The organism is Rhizobium laguerreae (assembly GCF_019778565.1).
Lineage (GTDB): Bacteria > Pseudomonadota > Alphaproteobacteria > Rhizobiales > Rhizobiaceae > Rhizobium > Rhizobium laguerreae.
Map to the genome: position 1 here is coordinate 226,085 of NZ_JAAXQT010000004.1, position 17,633 is coordinate 243,717.

At 63.0% G+C, this 17,633-nt stretch carries 14 protein-coding genes; 6 read left to right on the top strand and 8 right to left on the bottom strand.

All coding sequences use genetic code 11. The annotated features are described in order from the left end of the window. Positions 1–77: 77 nt before the first annotated feature. Positions 78–314: an Lrp/AsnC ligand binding domain-containing protein gene (locus HFO71_RS15060; RefSeq protein ID WP_003543721.1), complete on the bottom strand. Its 237-nt coding sequence runs from the start codon at positions 312–314 to the stop codon at positions 78–80. A 70-nt stretch (positions 315–384) separates the two neighbouring features. Beyond that, positions 385–1,293 carry a LysR family transcriptional regulator gene (locus HFO71_RS15065; protein ID WP_183594559.1) on the bottom strand — a complete coding sequence of 303 codons (909 nt, stop codon included), beginning with the start codon at positions 1,291–1,293 and terminating at the stop codon, positions 385–387. Positions 1,294–1,377: 84 nt separating this feature from the next. On the opposite strand from HFO71_RS15065, the gene hglS reads away from it, so the two are divergent. The 6 genes from hglS (at position 1,378) to HFO71_RS15095 (ending at position 9,735) form a co-directional block, all read left to right on the top strand. Next, positions 1,378–2,808 carry a 2-oxoadipate dioxygenase/decarboxylase HglS gene (gene hglS, locus HFO71_RS15070; RefSeq protein ID WP_221988205.1) on the top strand — a complete coding sequence of 477 codons (1,431 nt, stop codon included), beginning with the start codon at positions 1,378–1,380 and terminating at the stop codon, positions 2,806–2,808. Positions 2,809–2,877: 69 nt separating this feature from the next. Further along, complete coding sequence (locus HFO71_RS15075; RefSeq protein WP_221988206.1) at positions 2,878–4,161, top strand: NAD(P)/FAD-dependent oxidoreductase; 1,284 nt, start codon at positions 2,878–2,880, stop codon at positions 4,159–4,161. Between the two features lie 45 nt (positions 4,162–4,206). Next, the gene (gene amaB / locus HFO71_RS15080; protein ID WP_077977915.1) at positions 4,207–5,745 is read left to right on the top strand and encodes an L-piperidine-6-carboxylate dehydrogenase; all 1,539 of its coding nucleotides are present in this window, start codon (positions 4,207–4,209) and stop codon (positions 5,743–5,745) included. 208 nt (positions 5,746–5,953) lie between these two features. After that, positions 5,954–6,970 carry an iron ABC transporter substrate-binding protein gene (locus tag HFO71_RS15085; protein ID WP_221988207.1) on the top strand — a complete coding sequence of 339 codons (1,017 nt, stop codon included), beginning with the start codon at positions 5,954–5,956 and terminating at the stop codon, positions 6,968–6,970. Positions 6,971–7,033: 63 nt separating this feature from the next. Beyond that, a complete protein-coding gene (locus HFO71_RS15090; RefSeq protein ID WP_077977914.1) occupies positions 7,034–8,701 on the top strand; it encodes an ABC transporter permease in 1,668 nt (555 codons plus the stop codon). Then, a complete protein-coding gene (locus HFO71_RS15095) occupies positions 8,698–9,735 on the top strand; it encodes an ABC transporter ATP-binding protein (RefSeq protein ID WP_131640856.1) in 1,038 nt (345 codons plus the stop codon). Before HFO71_RS15090 ends, HFO71_RS15095 begins: the two co-directional genes overlap by 4 nt. 6 nt (positions 9,736–9,741) lie before the next feature. Here the strand turns inward: HFO71_RS15095 and HFO71_RS15100 are convergent, their stop codons facing one another. The 6 genes from HFO71_RS15100 to HFO71_RS15125 form a co-directional block, all read right to left on the bottom strand. Next, positions 9,742–11,076: a glucoamylase family protein gene (locus HFO71_RS15100; RefSeq protein ID WP_077977912.1), complete on the bottom strand. Its 1,335-nt coding sequence runs from the start codon at positions 11,074–11,076 to the stop codon at positions 9,742–9,744. A gap of 254 nt (positions 11,077–11,330) precedes the next feature. Beyond that, positions 11,331–13,169, bottom strand: a complete 1,839-nt coding sequence (locus HFO71_RS15105) for an ABC transporter ATP-binding protein (protein WP_221988208.1) — start codon at positions 13,167–13,169, stop codon at positions 11,331–11,333. A gap of 24 nt (positions 13,170–13,193) precedes the next feature. Further along, the gene (locus HFO71_RS15110; RefSeq protein WP_077977910.1) at positions 13,194–13,949 is read right to left on the bottom strand and encodes a DUF1028 domain-containing protein; all 756 of its coding nucleotides are present in this window, start codon (positions 13,947–13,949) and stop codon (positions 13,194–13,196) included. A 2-nt stretch (positions 13,950–13,951) separates the two neighbouring features. Next, positions 13,952–15,736, bottom strand: coding sequence for a gamma-glutamyltransferase family protein (locus tag HFO71_RS15115; protein ID WP_131640855.1), 1,785 nt, complete (start codon positions 15,734–15,736; stop codon positions 13,952–13,954). Positions 15,737–15,757: 21 nt separating this feature from the next. Further along, the gene (locus HFO71_RS15120) at positions 15,758–16,633 is read right to left on the bottom strand and encodes an ABC transporter permease (RefSeq protein WP_221988209.1); all 876 of its coding nucleotides are present in this window, start codon (positions 16,631–16,633) and stop codon (positions 15,758–15,760) included. Then, positions 16,630–17,577, bottom strand: coding sequence for an ABC transporter permease (locus HFO71_RS15125; RefSeq protein ID WP_131640854.1), 948 nt, complete (start codon positions 17,575–17,577; stop codon positions 16,630–16,632). Before HFO71_RS15125 ends, HFO71_RS15120 begins: the two co-directional genes overlap by 4 nt. Positions 17,578–17,633: the final 56 nt, after the last annotated feature.

A 17,633-nucleotide genomic window follows, 5' to 3' on the forward strand; every position in this document is an offset into this window, starting at 1 on the left:
GGCGTTAAGGCACGGTTTAAGCGACCGCTTGCGAGGGCCAATCTTCGCGAAAGAGGTTAACCGTGTCTGACGGGAATTCAGAATGCCTTGAAGGTCAGCGTCGTCAGCGAGCGGACGATGCCGGGAATATTGGCGATGTTGTCGTTGATGAACTTGCCGATATCCTGGCCTTCCTCGATATAGACCTTCAGCAGCAGGTCGTAGTCGCCGCTTGTGGAATAAAGCTCCGAAACCAGTTCGGTCTGGTAGATGGCGTCGGCGACATCATAGGTCTTGCCGGGTGCGCATTGGAGCTGGACGAAGATCGGCTTCATGGAGGTTTCCTGCAGAGGTTTGTTTGGTAGGTATAATGGTCGAAAGCGCCATGCCGATGCAAGCCGTTCGTCACGGAGCCCGGTTGGCGGCCGCTTCCGCGACGATCCAGTCGCGAAAGGCGGCAAGCGGCGCATAGTCGGCGCGCTCGGGCGGAAAGGCGAGATAATAGCGCTCGCGGCTTTCCATTTCACGATCGACAGCGGCGACGAGATCGCCGCGCCTGATCTCCTCCTGCATCAGGAATGTCGGCAGCAGGGCAACGCCGAGGCCGGCGATTGCGGCCTGCGCGGCGGTAGCGAACTGGTCGAAGAGCATGCCGTGCACATTTTCGAAGGAAACGCCATTGCCGGCGAACCATTGCTCCCAGGCGTCAGGACGCGTCGTCAGGTGCAGCAGCGGAACGGCGAGCAGATCCTCCGGTGTTTTGATCGCGTATCGCTTCAGAAAATCCGGACTGCAGGCCGGCACCGTGCGCTCCGACATCAGAAGCGCGAGTTCGGCGCCCGGCCAGTGCGGGTGGCCGAAATGGATGGCGGCGTCGATCGAATCGAGGCGGAAATCGAAGGGCGAAAGCCGGGTCACCAGATTGATGGTCACGCCGGCATTGGCGGCGAGAAAGCGTCCCAGGCGCGGCGCCAGCCAGCGCGTGCCGAAAGTCGGCAGGATGGCGAGATTGAGCGTGCCGCCATGCGGATTGGCGCGCAGGTTCAGCGAGGCGCTCGATATCCGCCGCAGCGCCTCGCGAATCTCGCGGGCATAGCCGTCGCCGGCAAGCGTCAGCCGCATAGTCTGGCGTTCGCGCAGGAAGAGCTCGACGCCAAGCTGCTCCTCCAGCGCGCTCACCTGGCGGCTGACGGCGCTCTGCGTCAGATCGAGTTCGCGCGCCGCTGCCGTCACGCTGCCGGTGCGGGCGACCGCCTCGAAGGCGGCGAGATGCGAAATCGACGGCAGAAAACGTCTAGATGTCAGCATGGTCATTCCATTTCAGAATGGGCTATTTCCGAAATAGCGATATTTGCGGCTTTGTCGCGCGTGTAAAGAGGTTCATCCTGCAAAAACGGAATGAGCCGGAGTTTCCCAATGCCGCAAGCCTTCGTTTCCCGAGACCGCATCCGATCGCTGTTTACCGAGGCGATGTCGCAGATGTACCGGGCGGAGGTGCCGCAATACGGCACGCTGATCGAACTGGTGGCGGATGTGAATGCCGGCTGCCTCGAAAAGGATCCTGACCTGCGCGATCGCCTGGCCCGCGCCGGCGAGCTGGAGCGTATCGATGTCGAGCGCCACGGCGCCATCCGGCTCGGTACGGCCGACGAGCTCTTCACCATTCGGCGGCTGTTTGCGGTCATGGGCATGCAGCCTGTCGGCTATTACGATCTTTCGGTCGCCGGCGTGCCGGTTCATTCCACCAGCTTCCGGCCAATCGACGAGGCCGCGCTCAACGTTAATCCATTCCGGGTCTTCACCTCGCTGCTGCGATTGGAGCTGATCGAGGACGAGGGGTTGCGCGGCGAAGCCGAAGCCATTCTGGCGAAACGGCGGATTTACACGCCGCGCGCCGTCACGCTGATCGAGCGCCACGAGCAGAACGGCGGCCTGACCAAGGCAGAAGCGATGGAATTCGTCGCCGAGGCGCTTGAAACCTTCCGCTGGCATGGCGAAGCGACAGTCAGCGCCGACACCTACAAGCGGCTGCATGACGCCCATCGGCTGATCGCCGACGTCGTCAGCTTCAAGGGGCCGCATATCAACCATCTGACGCCGCGCACGCTCGATATCGACGCAGTCCAGGCCCGCATGCCGGAACGCGGCATTACGCCAAAGGCGGTCATCGAAGGGCCGCCGCGTCGTCATTGCGATATCCTGCTGCGGCAGACGAGTTTCAAGGCGCTGGAGGAAATGATCGCCTTTTCCGGTGATGACGGCGCGATGCAAGGGACGCATGCCGCCCGCTTCGGGGAGATCGAACAGCGCGGCGTGGCGCTGACGGCGAAGGGCCGGACGCTCTATGACCAGCTGCTCGCCTCCGTTCGCGGCGAGGTGCAGGTCGGCGACGGCGGCGCCAAGGCCGGTGCCTACGACGACGAACTCGCCGCACGTTTCAAGGCACTGCCGGACAGCTGGGATGAGCTGCGCAGAGAGAATCTGGCCTTCTTCCGCTATTCCGCGACGCCTGCGGGCATTGCCGCCGCGGCCGGCAGCACGCTGCCCGGTGATCCGGAGGCACTGATCGCCTCGGGTTACCTCACCTTCACCCCGATCGTCTACGAAGACTTCCTGCCCGTCAGCGCGGCCGGCATCTTCCAGTCGAACCTCGGCACCGACCAGCAGCAGAACTACGCGACCCGCTCGAACCGCGACGCCTTCGAGGCAGCACTTGGCGCCACCGTCCAGGACGAGCTGGCGCTCTACGCCGAACGCCAGGCGGCATCGCTGGATTCGGCGCTGGAGGCGCTCGGCCTTGTGGGCTTGCCGTTGAAGACGGTTGCGTGAAATGGCAGGTTCAACACTTTCTTTTATGCATTAGAGTATCCCGCGATTTCGCTCTGATCGGACTGAGCCATGCTGAATGATCCGCGCTCCCACGGCCTCTGGGAAAATACAGCGCCCGAACCGCCGACGACGTCGCCTCTCGACGGCGCGATGTCGGCCGATGTCGTCATCGTCGGCGGTGGCTACACCGGCCTCTCTTCCGCCCTGCATCTTGCCGAAGCCGGGTCGAAGGTGGTGCTGTTGGAGGCGAAGGAGATCGGCTTCGGCGGTGCCGGGCGCAATGTCGGGCTGATCAATGCCGGCATGTGGGTGATGCCGAACGATCTGCCCGGCGTGCTCGGTCCGGTGCATGGCGAACGTCTTCTCGATCTGCTCGGCAATGCGCCGAAGCTCGTCATGGAGCTGATCGACAAACATCAGATTGCCTGCGAACTCGAACGGAACGGCACGCTGCATTGCGCGGTCGGCGCTGATGGGCTGAAGGAGATCGAGGCACGCGCGGCGCAATGGGCCGCGCGCGGCGCAGCCGTGAGGCTGCTCGATGCGGCCGAAACGGCAAAACGTATCGGCAGCGATGGCTATACAGGCTCGCTGCTCGACAAACGCGCCGGCACGCTGCAGCCGCTTGCCTATGCGCGCGGCCTTGCCCATGCCGCCGTCAAGGCGGGCGTCGCCATTCATACATCCAGCCCGGTCATCGCGACGGAGCGTAATGGCAGCCGCTGGATGGTGAAGACAGCTAAGGGTGAAGTCAGCGCGGAGTGGATCATCGTTGCGACTGATGCCTACAGCACCGGCCCGTGGGAGCAGGTGCGCAGCGAACAGGTGCATCTGCCCTATTTCAATTTCGCCACTGTGCCGCTCGGCCACAATCTGCGTCAGTCGATCCTGCCGGGGCGGGAAGGCGCATGGGATACCAAAGAAATCCTCTCCTCCTTCCGTATGGACCAGGCCGGCCGTCTCGTTTTCGGCAGTGTCGGGGCGCTGCGCAATACCGGACTGGCCGTACACAAGGGCTGGGCCAAGCGCGCATTGAAGCGGCTCTTCCCTGTTATCGGCAACGTCGAATTCGAGTGCGAATGGTATGGCCAGATCGGCATGACCGATAATGCGTTGCCGCGCTTCCACAAATTCGCACCTGGTGTCGTCGGCTTTTCGGGCTACAACGGCCGCGGCATTGCCCCCGGTACGGTCTTCGGCCGTACACTGGCGGATCTTATCCTCGGCCGGCTTCCGGAAGCCGATCTGCCGCTGCCGCTGACTTCGCCCACCGAGCCAAGCTTCCGTGCACTCAAGGAAATATGGTACGAAGCCGGCGCTCAGGTCGCCCATTTCGCCGATGCCCGCCTCTGAGAAGCGATACACGCTTCTGAGAATAATAAGATTGGAAACACGACAATGACCATCGCCGTCCTCGATCTCGCCTCCGAAACCGCCAAGCTGCTTGCCGAACTCGGCGTCGATGCCGGCCGCTATCACGGCGGCACGCTTTCCGTCACCTCGCCGGTCACCGGCAAGGAAATCGGCAAACTCAGGGAACATTCCGTTTCCGAGACGAAGACGGCGATCGAAGAGGCGCACCAGGCCTTCCTCGAATGGCGTGCCGTGCCGGCGCCGAAGCGCGGCGAACTGGTCCGCTTGCTGGGCGAGGAGCTGCGCGCCTCCAAGGCGGCGCTCGGCCGTCTCGTTTCGATCGAGGTCGGCAAGATCACCTCGGAAGGCCTGGGCGAAGTGCAGGAGATGATCGACATCTGCGATTTCGCCGTCGGCCTTTCCCGTCAGCTCTACGGCCTGACGATCGCCACCGAGCGCTCCGAGCACCGGATGATGGAAAGCTGGCATCCGCTCGGCGTGATCGGCATCATCTCCGCCTTCAACTTTCCGGTTGCCGTCTGGTCGTGGAATGCGGCGCTCGCGATGGTCTGCGGCAATTCCACCGTCTGGAAGCCCTCGGAAAAGACGCCGTTGACGGCGCTTGCCGTGCAGGCGCTGTTCGAAAAGGCGCTGAAGCGTTTCGTCGCCGAGGGCGGTAGCGCACCGGCCAATCTGTCGACGCTGATCATCGGTGGCCGCGAGGTCGGCGAAGTGCTGGTCGATCATCCGAAGATCCCACTCGTCTCCGCCACGGGCTCGACGGCCATGGGCCGCGCCGTCGGTCCGCGCCTGTCGCAGCGTTTCGCCCGCGCCATTCTCGAACTCGGCGGCAACAATGCGGCGATCGTCTGCCCGAGCGCCGATCTCGACCTGACGCTGCGCGGCGTCGCCTTCTCCGCCATGGGTACGGCCGGCCAGCGCTGCACGACGCTGCGCCGTCTCTTCGTGCATGACAGCGTCTACGACCAGCTGGTGCCGCGCCTGCAGAAGGCCTATGGCTCCGTCACCATCGGCAATCCGTTGGAAAGCGGTACGCTTGTGGGACCGCTGATCGACGGCCAGGCTTTCGAGAAGATGCAGGCAGCGCTTGGCGAGGCGAAATCGGCTGGCGGCATTGTGACCGGCGGCGAGCGCGTCGACAATGGCTCGGTTGACGCCTTCTACGTTCGTCCGGCGCTTGTCGAAATGCCGGATCAGACCGGCCCCGTCGAGCACGAGACCTTCGCGCCGATCCTTTATGTGATGAAATACAGTGACTTCGACGACGTTCTGGCGCTGCACAATGCCGTGCCGCAAGGGCTGTCGTCATCGATCTTCACCAACGACATGCGCGAGGCCGAAACCTTCGTCTCCGCCCGCGGTTCGGATTGCGGCATCGCCAACGTCAATCTCGGGCCATCAGGCGCCGAGATTGGTGGCGCCTTTGGCGGCGAGAAGGAGACCGGCGGCGGCCGCGAATCCGGCTCGGATGCCTGGAAGGCCTATATGCGCCGCTCTACCAACACCATCAATTACGGCAGGACGCTGCCGCTTGCGCAGGGCGTCAAGTTCGACGTCGAATAAGCCGGCGGCAAAAGGCTGCAAAAGAGGGCGGCGCTCGCGGAGCGTCGCCTTTTTGATCAATCGCGATTTATTCCCCTGTAATATGAAATATTTAGTCAAGATATTGTGATGGCTTTTCCGGCTAAGCCAAACTTGAAATAGGCAGTCAGGAAAATATACGCTCTCATCGCCCTTGGAGAGCTCGGGCGACATCGCCATGGAGGCCATCATGAACATTGCTCTTAACCGTTTTTCCCTCGTGCTTGCCGCTTCGCTTCTCTCCGCCACCGCGCTCGCAGGCAGCGCCAATGCGCAGGATGAAGGTCTCGTTGTGTACAATGCCCAGCACGAAAGCCTCGGCCGCGAATGGATCGCTGCTTTCACCAAGGAGACCGGCATCAAGGTCACCATGCGTCAGGGCAGCGACATGCAATTCGCCAACCAGATCATTCAGGAAGGCGACGCCTCTCCCGCGGATATCTTCCTGACCGAGAATTCGCCGGCAATGACGCTGGTCGATGGCGCGGGCCTCTTCGCCCCCATCGAAAAGGAAACGCTGGATCAGGTTCCGGATCAGTATCGCCCGGCTGACGGCATGTGGACGGGCATTGCCGCCCGCACCACCGTCTTTGCCTATGACAAGACGAAACTCACCGAAGACAAGCTGCCGAAGTCGATGCTCGACCTCGCAGATCCCGCCTGGAAGGGCCGCTGGGGCGCAGCACCTGCCGGTGCCGACTTCCAAGCCATCGTCGCCGCCCTGCTGCAGCTCAAGGGCGAACAGTCGACGGCCGACTGGCTGAAGGCTTTCAAGGAAAACGCCACGCCCTACAAGGGCAACAGCGTCGCCATGAAGGCCGTCAATTCAGGCGAAGTCGAAGGCGCGATCATCTACCACTATTATTGGTTCGGCGATCAGGCCAAAACAGGCGAGAACAGCAAGAATGTCGGCCTGCACTACTTCAAGAACCAGGATCCGGGCGCTTTCGTCAGCGTTTCGGGCGGCGGCATTCTGAAGTCCACGCAGCACATGAAGGAAGCCCAGGCTTTCCTGAAGTTGCTGACTAGCAAGGCTGGCCAGGCAGTCCTCAAGGACGGCGATTCCTATGAATATGCCATCGGCAAGGATGCGCCCTCCAACGACAAGCTCACTCCGCTTGCCGATCTCAACGCGCCGAAGGTCGAAGCGTCGACCCTCGACAGCAAGAAGGTCGTCGAGCTGATGACGGCCGCCGGCTTGATCTAACCTTTCTGCCGCAGGCTTCCTCCGGCCAAAACTATTGCTTTTGGCTCAAGAAAACCTTAGGGCATGACGATATCCGGCAACCGCCTTTCAAAGGCGGTTGCCTTCCTTTTTCAGCGTGTAAAGGCATTGGCCTTGCTGCAGGACAACAGATTGCTCGCATCCGGCAACGAGGCGCCGGTCGCGCCGAGGGCCGCGCGAATGGTTTTGCCGCGCGGACGCATGCCGCACGCTTCGGTGATCCTGCTTGCAACCGCCGTCGCGATCTTCAGTCTCGTGCCGCTCGGCTTCATCGGCTGGGTCACCTACGATGTCGGCTGGGAAACGGTGAAGGCCCTGGTCTTCCGGCCACGCGTCGGCGAACTTCTCGTCAATACGGTTCTCCTGGAATCGATCACCATCCCGCTGTCGATCGCGCTTGCCGTGACGCTTGCCTGGCTGACGGAGCGGACGGACATTCCTTTCGCGCGGCTCTGGGCCTGGCTGGCGATCGCCCCGCTCGCCGTACCTGCCTTCGTGCACAGCTATGCCTGGGTCAGCCTCGTTCCCGGCATGCGCGGCCTGCAGAGCGGCGTCTTCGTCTCGGTCATCGCCTATTATCCGTTCCTCTACCTGCCGGTCGTCGCAGCATTGCGCCGTCTCGATCCGGCCATCGAGGATGCCGCTGCCTCGCTTGGTCTTAATCCCTGGCAGGTCTTCTTCCGCGCCGTGCTGCCGCAGCTCAGGCTTGCCATCTGCGGCGGCTCGCTGCTGATTGCGCTGCATCTGCTTTCGGAATACGGCCTGTTCGTCATGATCCGGTTCGACACGTTCGCGACGGCGATCGTCGATCAGTTCCAGTCTTCCTACAACAGCCCGGCCTCCAACATGCTCGGCGGCGTGCTCGTCGCCTGCTGTCTTTTTTTGCTCGGCTTCGAGGTGTTGGTGCGCGGCAATGAACGTTATGCCCGCGTCGGCTCCGGGTCGCCACGTCCGGCGGATCGCCGTCGGCTGGGTTGGTTCGTGGTGCCGGCCGTGTTGCTGCCCGCCATCCTGGCGGTGCTGACGCTCGGCGTGCCGCTGGTGACGCTTGGCCGCTGGCTCTATCTCGGCGGCATCGATATCTGGCGCATCGAAGTCGGCAGCGCCTTCCTGCAGACGATCGTGCTTGCCGTTGTCGGCGGCGTGCTGGCGACGATTGCCGCAGCACCGATGGCCTGGCTTTCCGTGCGTGCGCCCGGCCGCTTCCAGCGCGTGCTCGAAGCCTGCCATTATTATGTCGGCTCGCTGCCGGGCGTCGTCGTGGCGCTGGCGCTGGTGACGATTACCGTGCGTCTGGTGCTGCCGCTCTATCAGACCTTCGGAACGCTGCTCGTTGCCTATGTGATGCTTTTCCTGCCGCGCGCCATGGTCGGACTGCGCGCCAGCATCGCCCAGGCCCCGGTGGAACTGGAGCGCGCCGCGATGGGTCTCGGCCGCACCCCGGGCCAGGCGGTGCGGCAGATCACCATGCGGCTTGCAGCACCCGGAGCGGCCGCCAGCGTCGCGCTGGCCGCGCTCGGCATCACCAATGAACTCACGGCGACACTGATGCTGTCGCCCAATGGCGTCGATACGCTGGCGACGAAATTCTGGTCGCTGACCAGCGAGATCGATTATGTCTCGGCCGCGCCCTACGCCTTCATGATGGTCGTGCTGTCGCTGCCGCTCACCCTGATGCTCTATACCCAATCGAAACGGACCGCCGGCCAATGACGCTGCTTACGATCGAGAACATCAGCAAGCGCTATGGCCCCGTCCAGGCGTTGAAGGATATTTCGCTCGACGTCGCGGCGGGCAGCCGCACGGCGGTCGTCGGCCCGTCCGGTTCGGGCAAGACGACGCTGCTGCGCATTATTGCCGGCTTCGAGCAACCCGATGTCGGCAGGGTGACGCTGGATGGCGAGGTGCTCGCCGACGGTCCGGCGACAGTACCGGCGCATAAACGCGGCATCGGCATCGTCTCGCAGGACGGCGCGTTGTTTCCGCACTTAAGCGTTGCCGAAAATATCGGCTTCGGCTTCGAACGAAGGGCAGCGGATCGCGAGAAGCGCGTGCTCGAGCTGCTCGATATGGTCGAACTCGACCGCGGAATGCTGACGCGGCGCCCGCATCAGCTTTCCGGCGGCCAGCAGCAGCGCGTGGCGCTTGCCCGCGCGCTCGGCCGCAAGCCGCGGCTGATGCTGCTCGACGAACCTTTCTCGGCACTCGATACCGGTCTGCGGGAAAATATGCGCAAGGCGGTTGCGCGCGTGCTGCAGGCGGCCGGCATCACCACCATCCTCGTCACCCATGACCAGGAAGAGGCGCTGACCTTTGCCGATCAGGTGGCGGTTCTGAGAGAAGGACGGCTGATCCAGGCCGGGTCGCCGCAGTCATTGTATCTGCATCCGCGCGATCGCGAGACGGCACTGTTTCTCGGCGATGCCGTGCTGCTTCCCGCCATCATCCGGAACGGCCTCGCAGACTGCGCCCTCGGCCGCGTCGCCGTCGAAGGCAGCCGTCAGGGCAAGGCGGAGATCATGCTGCGGCCCGAGCAGATCCGCGTCGTTGCCGATGAAAGCGATAGCAACCACGGCGGACGTGTCGTCGAGGTGGAATTCGGCGGCGCGGTCTGCACCGTTGCGGTTTCGCTTGACGGCGTGGCGCTGCCGCCGATCCTGATCAAGACCTCGAGCGTCGCTCTTCCGGCGCGAGGCGATCTCGTTCGCCTCGACATCGCCGGCAAGGCGCATGTCTTCGAGAACTGATAAGACTTAGCCGAACTTGCGCACCACTTCTTCCGGCTCGATGCCTTCGAGCCAGCCGCCGGTAAAGCCGGCCCGTTCGAGGCCGAGGCGGATGACCGGCGATTGCCGCATCAGCTTCCAGATGAAATCCGAACGGTCGTTCTCGATGGTCATGACGACAAGCCCCTGGTCGATGCCGACGGTGCGGTCGTCCACCCAGCCTTCCGGCCGCTTGGTCTTGACCGTCGGGTTGAAGCCGCCGGGAAAGCCGCCTTCCAAGAGCAGGTTCGGATAGGTCGTCAGAAGCGCCTTGGTGCCGTCGAGAGCCGCCTGCCGATCGTAAGGCAGGCACGCAAGGGCTGCCCAGGGTGCGATCGTGCCGTCATCGGGGCCGAGCGGGGCGCCGCGGGCAGCGTAACCCAGAACCTTCGGCTGGCGGCCGCCGCGCATGCGCCGTGTCGGCGGCGGGCCGTCACAGGCGGAGAAACCCCAGATATTTCTGTTATAGCCGACGAACTGGCCGGGATTGCGCTCGGCATAGTCACGCTGGACGTTGATCATCACCTGCGTGTTGCGGAAATAGTCCCAGTTCCGCTCCGCCATCGGCTTGTCCTGAATGGTGCGGAAATCGATCCAGGCATGCGAGAAGAGGTGTATGAAGAGTGGTCCGGCATAGAGATAGGACTGCTTGCCGTGCAGCATCCAGGAATAGCTTGACGTAAAGGCGTCGTAGCACGACTGCGGAATGGGATGTGTCGGTGAGGCAAGCGCCAACGTATAGAGGATGATCGCCTCGTCGAAGCCGTGATAGCGCCAGCGCAGGAAGCCGGAAGAGGGCTTCCAACCCATGGCAATCGTGTCGCCCTTGTTCAGCGCCCAGCGCCAGTCGACGCGCTCGTAGATGAAGGTGGCGAGTTCACGGATTTCGGTTTCCGTCTCGTCGTCTTCACGATTGAAATATTGCGCAGCCGTCAGGATGCCGGCGACGAGCAGCGCCGTGTCGATGGTCGAAAGCTCGCTGTTCCAGGCGCGATGGCCGGTATCCATGTGCAAGAAATGGTAGAAGAAGCCGCGATGGCCGGTCGCGTGGCGTTCGTCGCCCTGACGCGCCTCGGCGAAGAACCGCAGCGTATTGACCGTGCGTTCGGCTGCCTCCTCGCGGCTGATCCATAAACGCTCGACACCAACAGGATAGGAGGAAAGCGCAAAGCCGACGGCTGCGATGCTGCACGGGACCCCGCCGATCGAGGTATCCGCCACAAGGCCGTTTTCGGGATTGGTATATTTCAGGAAGTAGTTGAACGCCGAATGCTGCAGCCTGTCGACGAGCGCTGCATCAATGTCTTCAATCCGTTGCAGCATAGGCTCCTACCCAACTGTTGCATCGCCCCATGCTTCAACATGGTGGCCGTCCCCGGGCAAATCAAACCTTTTTGATTCGCAAGGATAAGAGAACACAAAAGGGTGGAATCGGTCGTTAATAATTATCGGTAAAATAATATCTAGCAGAAGTCATATAAGCGGTGCAGCAAAAAAGACGGCCTGCGCGCCACCGGCACGGGTTATTTTCCCGCAATGCTTGTTTTCCTGATGCTTTGGAGAGTGGGTTTTCACGTTCAGGCGGCTTCATCGAGCCGCACCAGATGACCTGCCGACACTTCCCGATATCGGCGCGGCGGCGCGACGTACCCAACCGGGCGGACAGGGCTCTTGAGCTCGTCGGTTCCGAGGTTGCGCTTGATGCCGCGCCGTGAGGGATCGGGAACAGGCACGGCTGCCATCAGCTTCTTCGTGTAAGCGTGCTGCGGGTTGCTGAACAGTTCCGCGCGCGGACCAATCTCGACGATTTCGCCGAGATACATCACCGCGACGCGGTGGCTGACGCGCTCGACCACCGCCATATCGTGGGAAATGAACAGGAAGGCGAGGTTGAGGCTTTGCTGCAGGTCCATCAGCAGATTGCAGACCTGCGCCTTGATCGAGACATCGAGGGCTGAAACGCTTTCGTCGGCGACGATCACCTTCGGATCGAGTGCGAGCGCGCGGGCTATGCAGATGCGCTGCCGCTGACCGCCGGAGAATTCATGCGGATAGCGTTTCATCATATCGGCTTTCAGCCCGACGCGTTCGAGAAGATCGGCCGCCTTGTCGCGGGCCTGGGCGCCGGTGCCGAGGCCATGCTCCGTAATCGGTTCGGCGACGGCGGCGCCAACGGTCATGCGCGGGTTGAGGCTGGCGAAGGGATCCTGAAAAATCATCTGGATGCTGCGGCGCATCCGTCTGAGACTGGCCGCGTCAAGGCTCAGCACGTCATAGCCGTCGAGGCTGACGCTGCCGCCGTTCGGCTGGACGAGGCGGGTGATCGAGCGGCCGGTGGTCGACTTGCCGCAACCGGATTCGCCGACGAGCGACAGAGTCTCGCCCTGGAAGAGATCGAAGGAGACGTCCTCGACCGCATGGATCGCGCCGGTCTTGCGGCCGAGCAGTCCGCCGCGGATGTCGAAACGGGTAACGAGGTTCTTGACTTCGAGGATCGGCGTCCGGCGGCGGTCGACGGTATCGGCCACCTCGATCGGCTCGCGGCGTTCGCCGGTCGTGGTATCGACGACCGGGAAACGCAGCGGCCATTTCCGGTCGGCCATCGAGCCGAGGCGCGGCACGGCCGAGAGCAGAGCGCGGGTATAGGGGTGCCCGCCGCGATGGAAGATGTCGTCGGTCGTACCCGTCTCCACCGCCTCGCCGCGATACATGACGATGGTGCGGTCGGCGATTTCGGCGACGACGCCCATGTCGTGTGTGATAAAGAGCACGGACATGCCCTCTTCTTCCTGCAGCATCTTGATCAGGTCGAGGATCTGGCCCTGGATCGTCACGTCGAGCGCCGTCGTCGGCTCATCGGCGATCAGCAATTTCGGCCGGCTGGCGAGCGCCATGGCGATCATCACGCGCTGGCGCATGCCGCCTGAGAACTGGTGCGGATATTCATCGAAGCGCGAGGCGGCGTTCGGGATGCGGACCTTTTCCAGCAACCTGATCGTCTCGGCCCGCGCCTCGGCCTTGCCGATATCGCCGTGGCAGGTGAGCGCTTCGGAGATCTGGCGGCCGATGGTGAAGATCGGGTTGAGGGATGTCATCGGCTCCTGGAAGATCATGGCGGCGTCGTTGCCGCGCACCCGGCGCATCTCCTTTTCCGAAAGAGCGAGAACATCCTTGCCGTTCAAGGTGATGGCGCCATCGATGCGGCTCGATCCCTTGGCGAGCAATCGCATGATCGAAAGGGAGGTGACGCTCTTGCCCGAGCCGCTTTCGCCGACGATCGCCACCGTCTCGCCTGACATGACGTCGAAGGAGACATCGCGCACCACCGGCTTCCAGTCGCCATCGACAAGGAAAGAGGTCGTCAGGTTCCTGACCGAGAGAACCGGGGAGGCGGAGGCTGAAGAAACATCACTCATATCGTTGCCTTGGTTTTATCTGGTTCACATCTTCAAAGGCGTGGCAAAGGAGGCGGATGGCCTGCCTTCAGCGATGCGGGCCGCTTCCAGCGCCGCGATCTTTTCATCGATCTCGCGCCTGTCCGTCCTGCCGGTCGGATTTTGCCGTGTCGCCATCGTCTCGGCGACATGCAGGTAACGTTCACCCGCCACCGCATGCAGGCGGACAAGTTCGGCCAGCGGATCAGGATGATCGTCGGCGCGGAGGCTGAGCCACGGATAATCCTGGTCGCGATGGATGGCGAGGGCGGCGGACTGCCTGCCGCGCTTATCGCCGCCGGCATCTTCGCCTGCCTGCATCGCCACGAGCAGGCGTTCGGCCAGCGGCTTGTCCATCGCCTTGTTGTAGGTGGCAAGCGTCTCAGTGACGACGTCAGGACCTGCGAGCATGTTGCCGGCGACCGAGACGTTTTCGTCGATCAGATGCCCCGCCCAGTCGATGCATGCCGGACCGGTGAAGGCGGCGTTGCGCCCCTTCGCATCGATGAGGTGCAGCTGCCGCTGATTGCAGCCGGCGTCACGCGCGATGAGCTCGGCGATGATCTCCTCCGGCGCCTTGCCGGCGGCAAGCAGCGACAGGCCGTCGACGCCGTAAAGCGGGTTGACGAAGGCCTGGGTAGCAACGGCGCCGATGCCGCCGCGAATATGCGGCACAAGGGCGCCGACGGCAAAGAAGCGGCTCGCGACGGCGATGCCGAGATGGCCGGTCAAGGGATCACGGGCGACGATGGACCAGGTCATGCCTATCTCCCGATCGCATAGGCCTGCATCAGGCGCGGGGTGGCTGCGGCGCGCAGCAGTCCATCGGCATCGCGTCTCGCGGCGGTCAGCCGGCCGATCGTCCAGACATCGGCGACCGTCAGCGTGTGGCCCTTGCGGCGCAGGGCATCGAGGACTTCAGGGCCGAAATTCGCTTCCGCCATCAGGCTGCCGGGCTCTCGGGTGCGCGGATAGAAGGAGCCCGGAAAATGCGAAGTGTGGAACAGCGGCTGGTCGATCGCCGCCTGCAGGTTCAGCTTGTGGTGCGCATACCGCAGGAAGAAGGAAAGCTGCCACTGCTCCTGCTGATCGCCGCCAGGCGTGCCGAAGGCGAGCGTCGGTCGGCCCTCATAGAGGCCGAGCGACGGCGTCAACGTCGTGCGCGGCCGCTTGCCGGGCGCAAGCGACGTCGGCAGGCCTGATTTCAGCCAGAACATCTGGGCGCGGGAATTGAGGCAGAAGCCGAGGCCGGGCACGGTCGGGGAGGATTGCAGCCAGCCGCCTGATGGCGTGACGGAGACCATGTTGCCGTCGCGGTCGATCACGTCGATATGCACGGTGTCGCCGCGCTTTTCGGAAAGATGCGCCATGGTCGGCTCGTAGACGGCGCCGGTCTTGGAATCCGCGCCGAGCATCTTCATCGTCAGATCATGCTGCGCTTCGAAGCCAGGCACGATGCCGGGGCGAAGATCGAAGGAGGCGTCCGGACCGACCAGCTTGCGGCGCTCGGCGGCATAGGTCTCCGACAGCAGATGCGCGATGGGAACCTCCGAAAAATCAGGATCACCATAATAGACTTCGCGGTCGGCGAAGGCGAGCTTCATCGCTTCGACGACGGTATGGACGAAATCGGCGCCGGCGGGATCCATCGCGGCGAGATCGAAGCCTTTGAGGATCGACAGGGTCTGCAGGAAGACCGGACCCTGGCCCCAGGGGCCGATCTTGGCGATGGTCCAGCCATGATAATCATAGGTCAGCGGCTCCTCGATCGTTGCCGACCAGTTCGCCATGTCGGTAGCAGTCAAAACGCCCTTGTGGCGGTTGCCGCTTGCATCCATCACCTCTGCGGTCTTCAGATAGTCGTCGATCTTCTCGGCAACGAAGCCGCGATAGAAGGCGTCGCGGGCCGCCTGCACCTGCGCTTCCCGGCCGCTTTTCGCTTCCGCCTCGGCAATGACGCGCTTCCATGTTTCGGCAAGCACCGGATTCCTGAAATTCGCATGCGCTTCGGGGGCACTGCCGCCTGGCAGCCAGGTCTCATGGGAGGTCGGCCATTCCTTCTCGAAGAAGGCGGCGAGCCCCTTGATGGTGGCGGAGACGCGCGGCAGCATCGGATGACCGTGCTCGGCGTAATAGATCGCCGGTTCCAGCACATCGCGCACGCTCATCGAGCCATAGTCGCGCAGCATCAGCATCCAGCCATCGAAGGAGCCGGGGATGACAGTCGCAAGCAGCCCGTCGCCAGGGATCAGGCTCAGGCCTTCCGCCGTATAGTGTTCGATCGTCGCACCGGCCGGGGCGGGGCCCTGCGCGCAGATGACCTCGACCTTGTCCTTCTTCTTCGAATAGATCACCGCCGGCATATCGCCGCCCGGGCCGCAAAGATGCGGCTCGACGACCTGCAGCACGAAACCCGTCGCCACTGCCGCATCGAAAGCGTTGCCGCCCTTTTCGAGAATGCTCATGCCGACAGCCGAGGCGATCCAGTGCGTGGAGGTGACGACGCCGAATGTGCCGAGGATCTCGGGGCGGGTCGTGAATGCGGTCATATCGAATGTCCTTTCAAGAAATCATGCTTCGCGCGGATCGAGTGCATCGCGCAGGCCGTCGCCTAAGAGATTGAAACCGATGACGACGAAGAAGATCGCAGCACCCGGCCACATCGCCATCCATGGCGCCTGGGAGAGGAAATTCTTGGCGACGTTCAGCATCGAGCCCCAGCTCGGCGCCGGCGGCTGCTGTCCGAGGCCAAGAAAGGAGAGGCTCGCTTCGGCGATGATCGCCGTTGCGATGGTCAACGTCGCCTGCACGAGGATCGGCGCAAAAACATTCGGCAGGATATAGCGGGTGATGATGCTCGAGGACCGGAGGCCGATCGAGCGGGCGCTCTCGACATATTCCTCGGTTTTGACCGAAAGCACCTGGCCACGCGTCAGCCGCACGAAGACCGGCATGGCCGAAAGGCCGATCGCAATCATCGCATTGGTCAGGCTCGGACCGAGAAAGGCGGCAAGCGCGATGGCGGTGATGAGGAAAGGCATGGCCAGAAAGGCTTCGGTGATGCGGGAGATCACCATGTCGATCCAGCCGCCGAAATAACCGGAGACGAGGCCGAAAGGTACGCCGATGACAACGGCAATGGCGACCGAGAAGACGCCGGCCATCAGCGAGGCCTGCGCACCCCAGATCATCCGGGAAAGAATGTCGCGGCCGATGTCGTCGGTGCCGAGCCAATGGGCGGCGGAGGGCGCCTTGCGGATTGCCGACCAGCTTGTGGCGTTCGGATCGGGAATCGGAAGAATGGGGGCGGCAACGGCGAGGATCGCAAAGAAGGCGATGATCGCCAGGCCGACGAGGGCGCCCTTGTTGGCCTTCAGCTTGCGCCAGGCGCGGCTCGGCGTACGGTCGATCGCGGAGGGAATGCCGGTTTCTCCGATCGCGGTCATAGGGCAGCCCTCATGCGCGGATTGAGCAGGACGTAGAGAATGTCGGCCACGAGGTTCATCAAGATGAAGCCGATCGCCGTGCAGATCACCACACCCTGAACGACAGCGTAGTCGCGGTTGAAGACGGCGTCGACGATGAGCTTTCCGAAACCCGGAATGGTGAAGATCTGCTCGGTCAGCACGGCGCCGGCGAGCAATTCGCCGAAGAGCAGCGCGGTCAGCGTCACGATCGGCAGCATCGCGTTGCGGAAGCTGTGTTCGAGCACGACAGTGCTTTCCGGCAGTCCCTTGGCGCGGGCGGTGCGGATGTAATCGGCGCTCAGCACGCTGAGCATTGCCGAGCGGGTATGCCGCATCAGCGTCGCCGCCAGCGCATTGCCGAGCACGAAGGAGGGCATCAGCATGGTTTCCAGCGAACGCAGCGGGTTGCTGAAGAAGGGTTCATAGCCGGATGCCGGCAGCCAGCCGAGATTGACCGAAACCAGCAGGATCAGCATGATGCCGAGCCAGAAATTCGGGATCGACAGGCCGGTCAGCGCGATGATGTTGGCGAGATAGTCGATCATCGTGTTCTTCTTGACGGCCGCCAGGATGCCCATCGGCACGCCGATGACAAAGGCGAAGATCATCGACATGATGGCAAGCTGGATGGTGACCGGCAGCTTTTCGCCGATGAGCTGCAGAACCGGCTGGTTGGTGCGCAGCGAGATGCCGAGGTCGCCCTGCAGTGCCGCACCCAGCCAGCGGACATATTGATAGGGCACAGGATCGTTCAGCCGATATTTCTCGCGCAGGAATTCGAGAACCTGCGGGTCGCGTTCCTCGCCGGCCATGGCGAGGATCGGGTCGCCGGGCAGCAGCTTCTGCAGCGAGAAGACGAAGACCGAAATGATCAAAAGCGTCGGTATGGCGACCAAGAGCCGTTTGGCGATGTAGGTGTACATGGGCGATCCTGACACGACTGGGATCATGCGGCGGAGGATTTCCGCCGCATGAACGG

Coding starts and splice junctions, on each gene's coding strand:
- HFO71_RS15060 (WP_003543721.1), bottom strand. CDS start 314: ATGAAGCCGATCTTCGTCCAGCTCCAATGCGCACCCGGCAAGACCTAT.
- HFO71_RS15065 (WP_183594559.1), bottom strand. CDS start 1,293: ATGACCATGCTGACATCTAGACGTTTTCTGCCGTCGATTTCGCATCTC.
- hglS (WP_221988205.1), top strand. CDS start 1,378: ATGAGCCGGAGTTTCCCAATGCCGCAAGCCTTCGTTTCCCGAGACCGC.
- HFO71_RS15075 (WP_221988206.1), top strand. CDS start 2,878: ATGCTGAATGATCCGCGCTCCCACGGCCTCTGGGAAAATACAGCGCCC.
- amaB (WP_077977915.1), top strand. CDS start 4,207: ATGACCATCGCCGTCCTCGATCTCGCCTCCGAAACCGCCAAGCTGCTT.
- HFO71_RS15085 (WP_221988207.1), top strand. CDS start 5,954: ATGAACATTGCTCTTAACCGTTTTTCCCTCGTGCTTGCCGCTTCGCTT.
- HFO71_RS15090 (WP_077977914.1), top strand. CDS start 7,034: ATGACGATATCCGGCAACCGCCTTTCAAAGGCGGTTGCCTTCCTTTTT.
- HFO71_RS15095 (WP_131640856.1), top strand. CDS start 8,698: ATGACGCTGCTTACGATCGAGAACATCAGCAAGCGCTATGGCCCCGTC.
- HFO71_RS15100 (WP_077977912.1), bottom strand. CDS start 11,076: ATGCTGCAACGGATTGAAGACATTGATGCAGCGCTCGTCGACAGGCTG.
- HFO71_RS15105 (WP_221988208.1), bottom strand. CDS start 13,169: ATGAGTGATGTTTCTTCAGCCTCCGCCTCCCCGGTTCTCTCGGTCAGG.
- HFO71_RS15110 (WP_077977910.1), bottom strand. CDS start 13,949: ATGACCTGGTCCATCGTCGCCCGTGATCCCTTGACCGGCCATCTCGGC.
- HFO71_RS15115 (WP_131640855.1), bottom strand. CDS start 15,736: ATGACCGCATTCACGACCCGCCCCGAGATCCTCGGCACATTCGGCGTC.
- HFO71_RS15120 (WP_221988209.1), bottom strand. CDS start 16,633: ATGACCGCGATCGGAGAAACCGGCATTCCCTCCGCGATCGACCGTACG.
- HFO71_RS15125 (WP_131640854.1), bottom strand. CDS start 17,577: ATGTACACCTACATCGCCAAACGGCTCTTGGTCGCCATACCGACGCTT.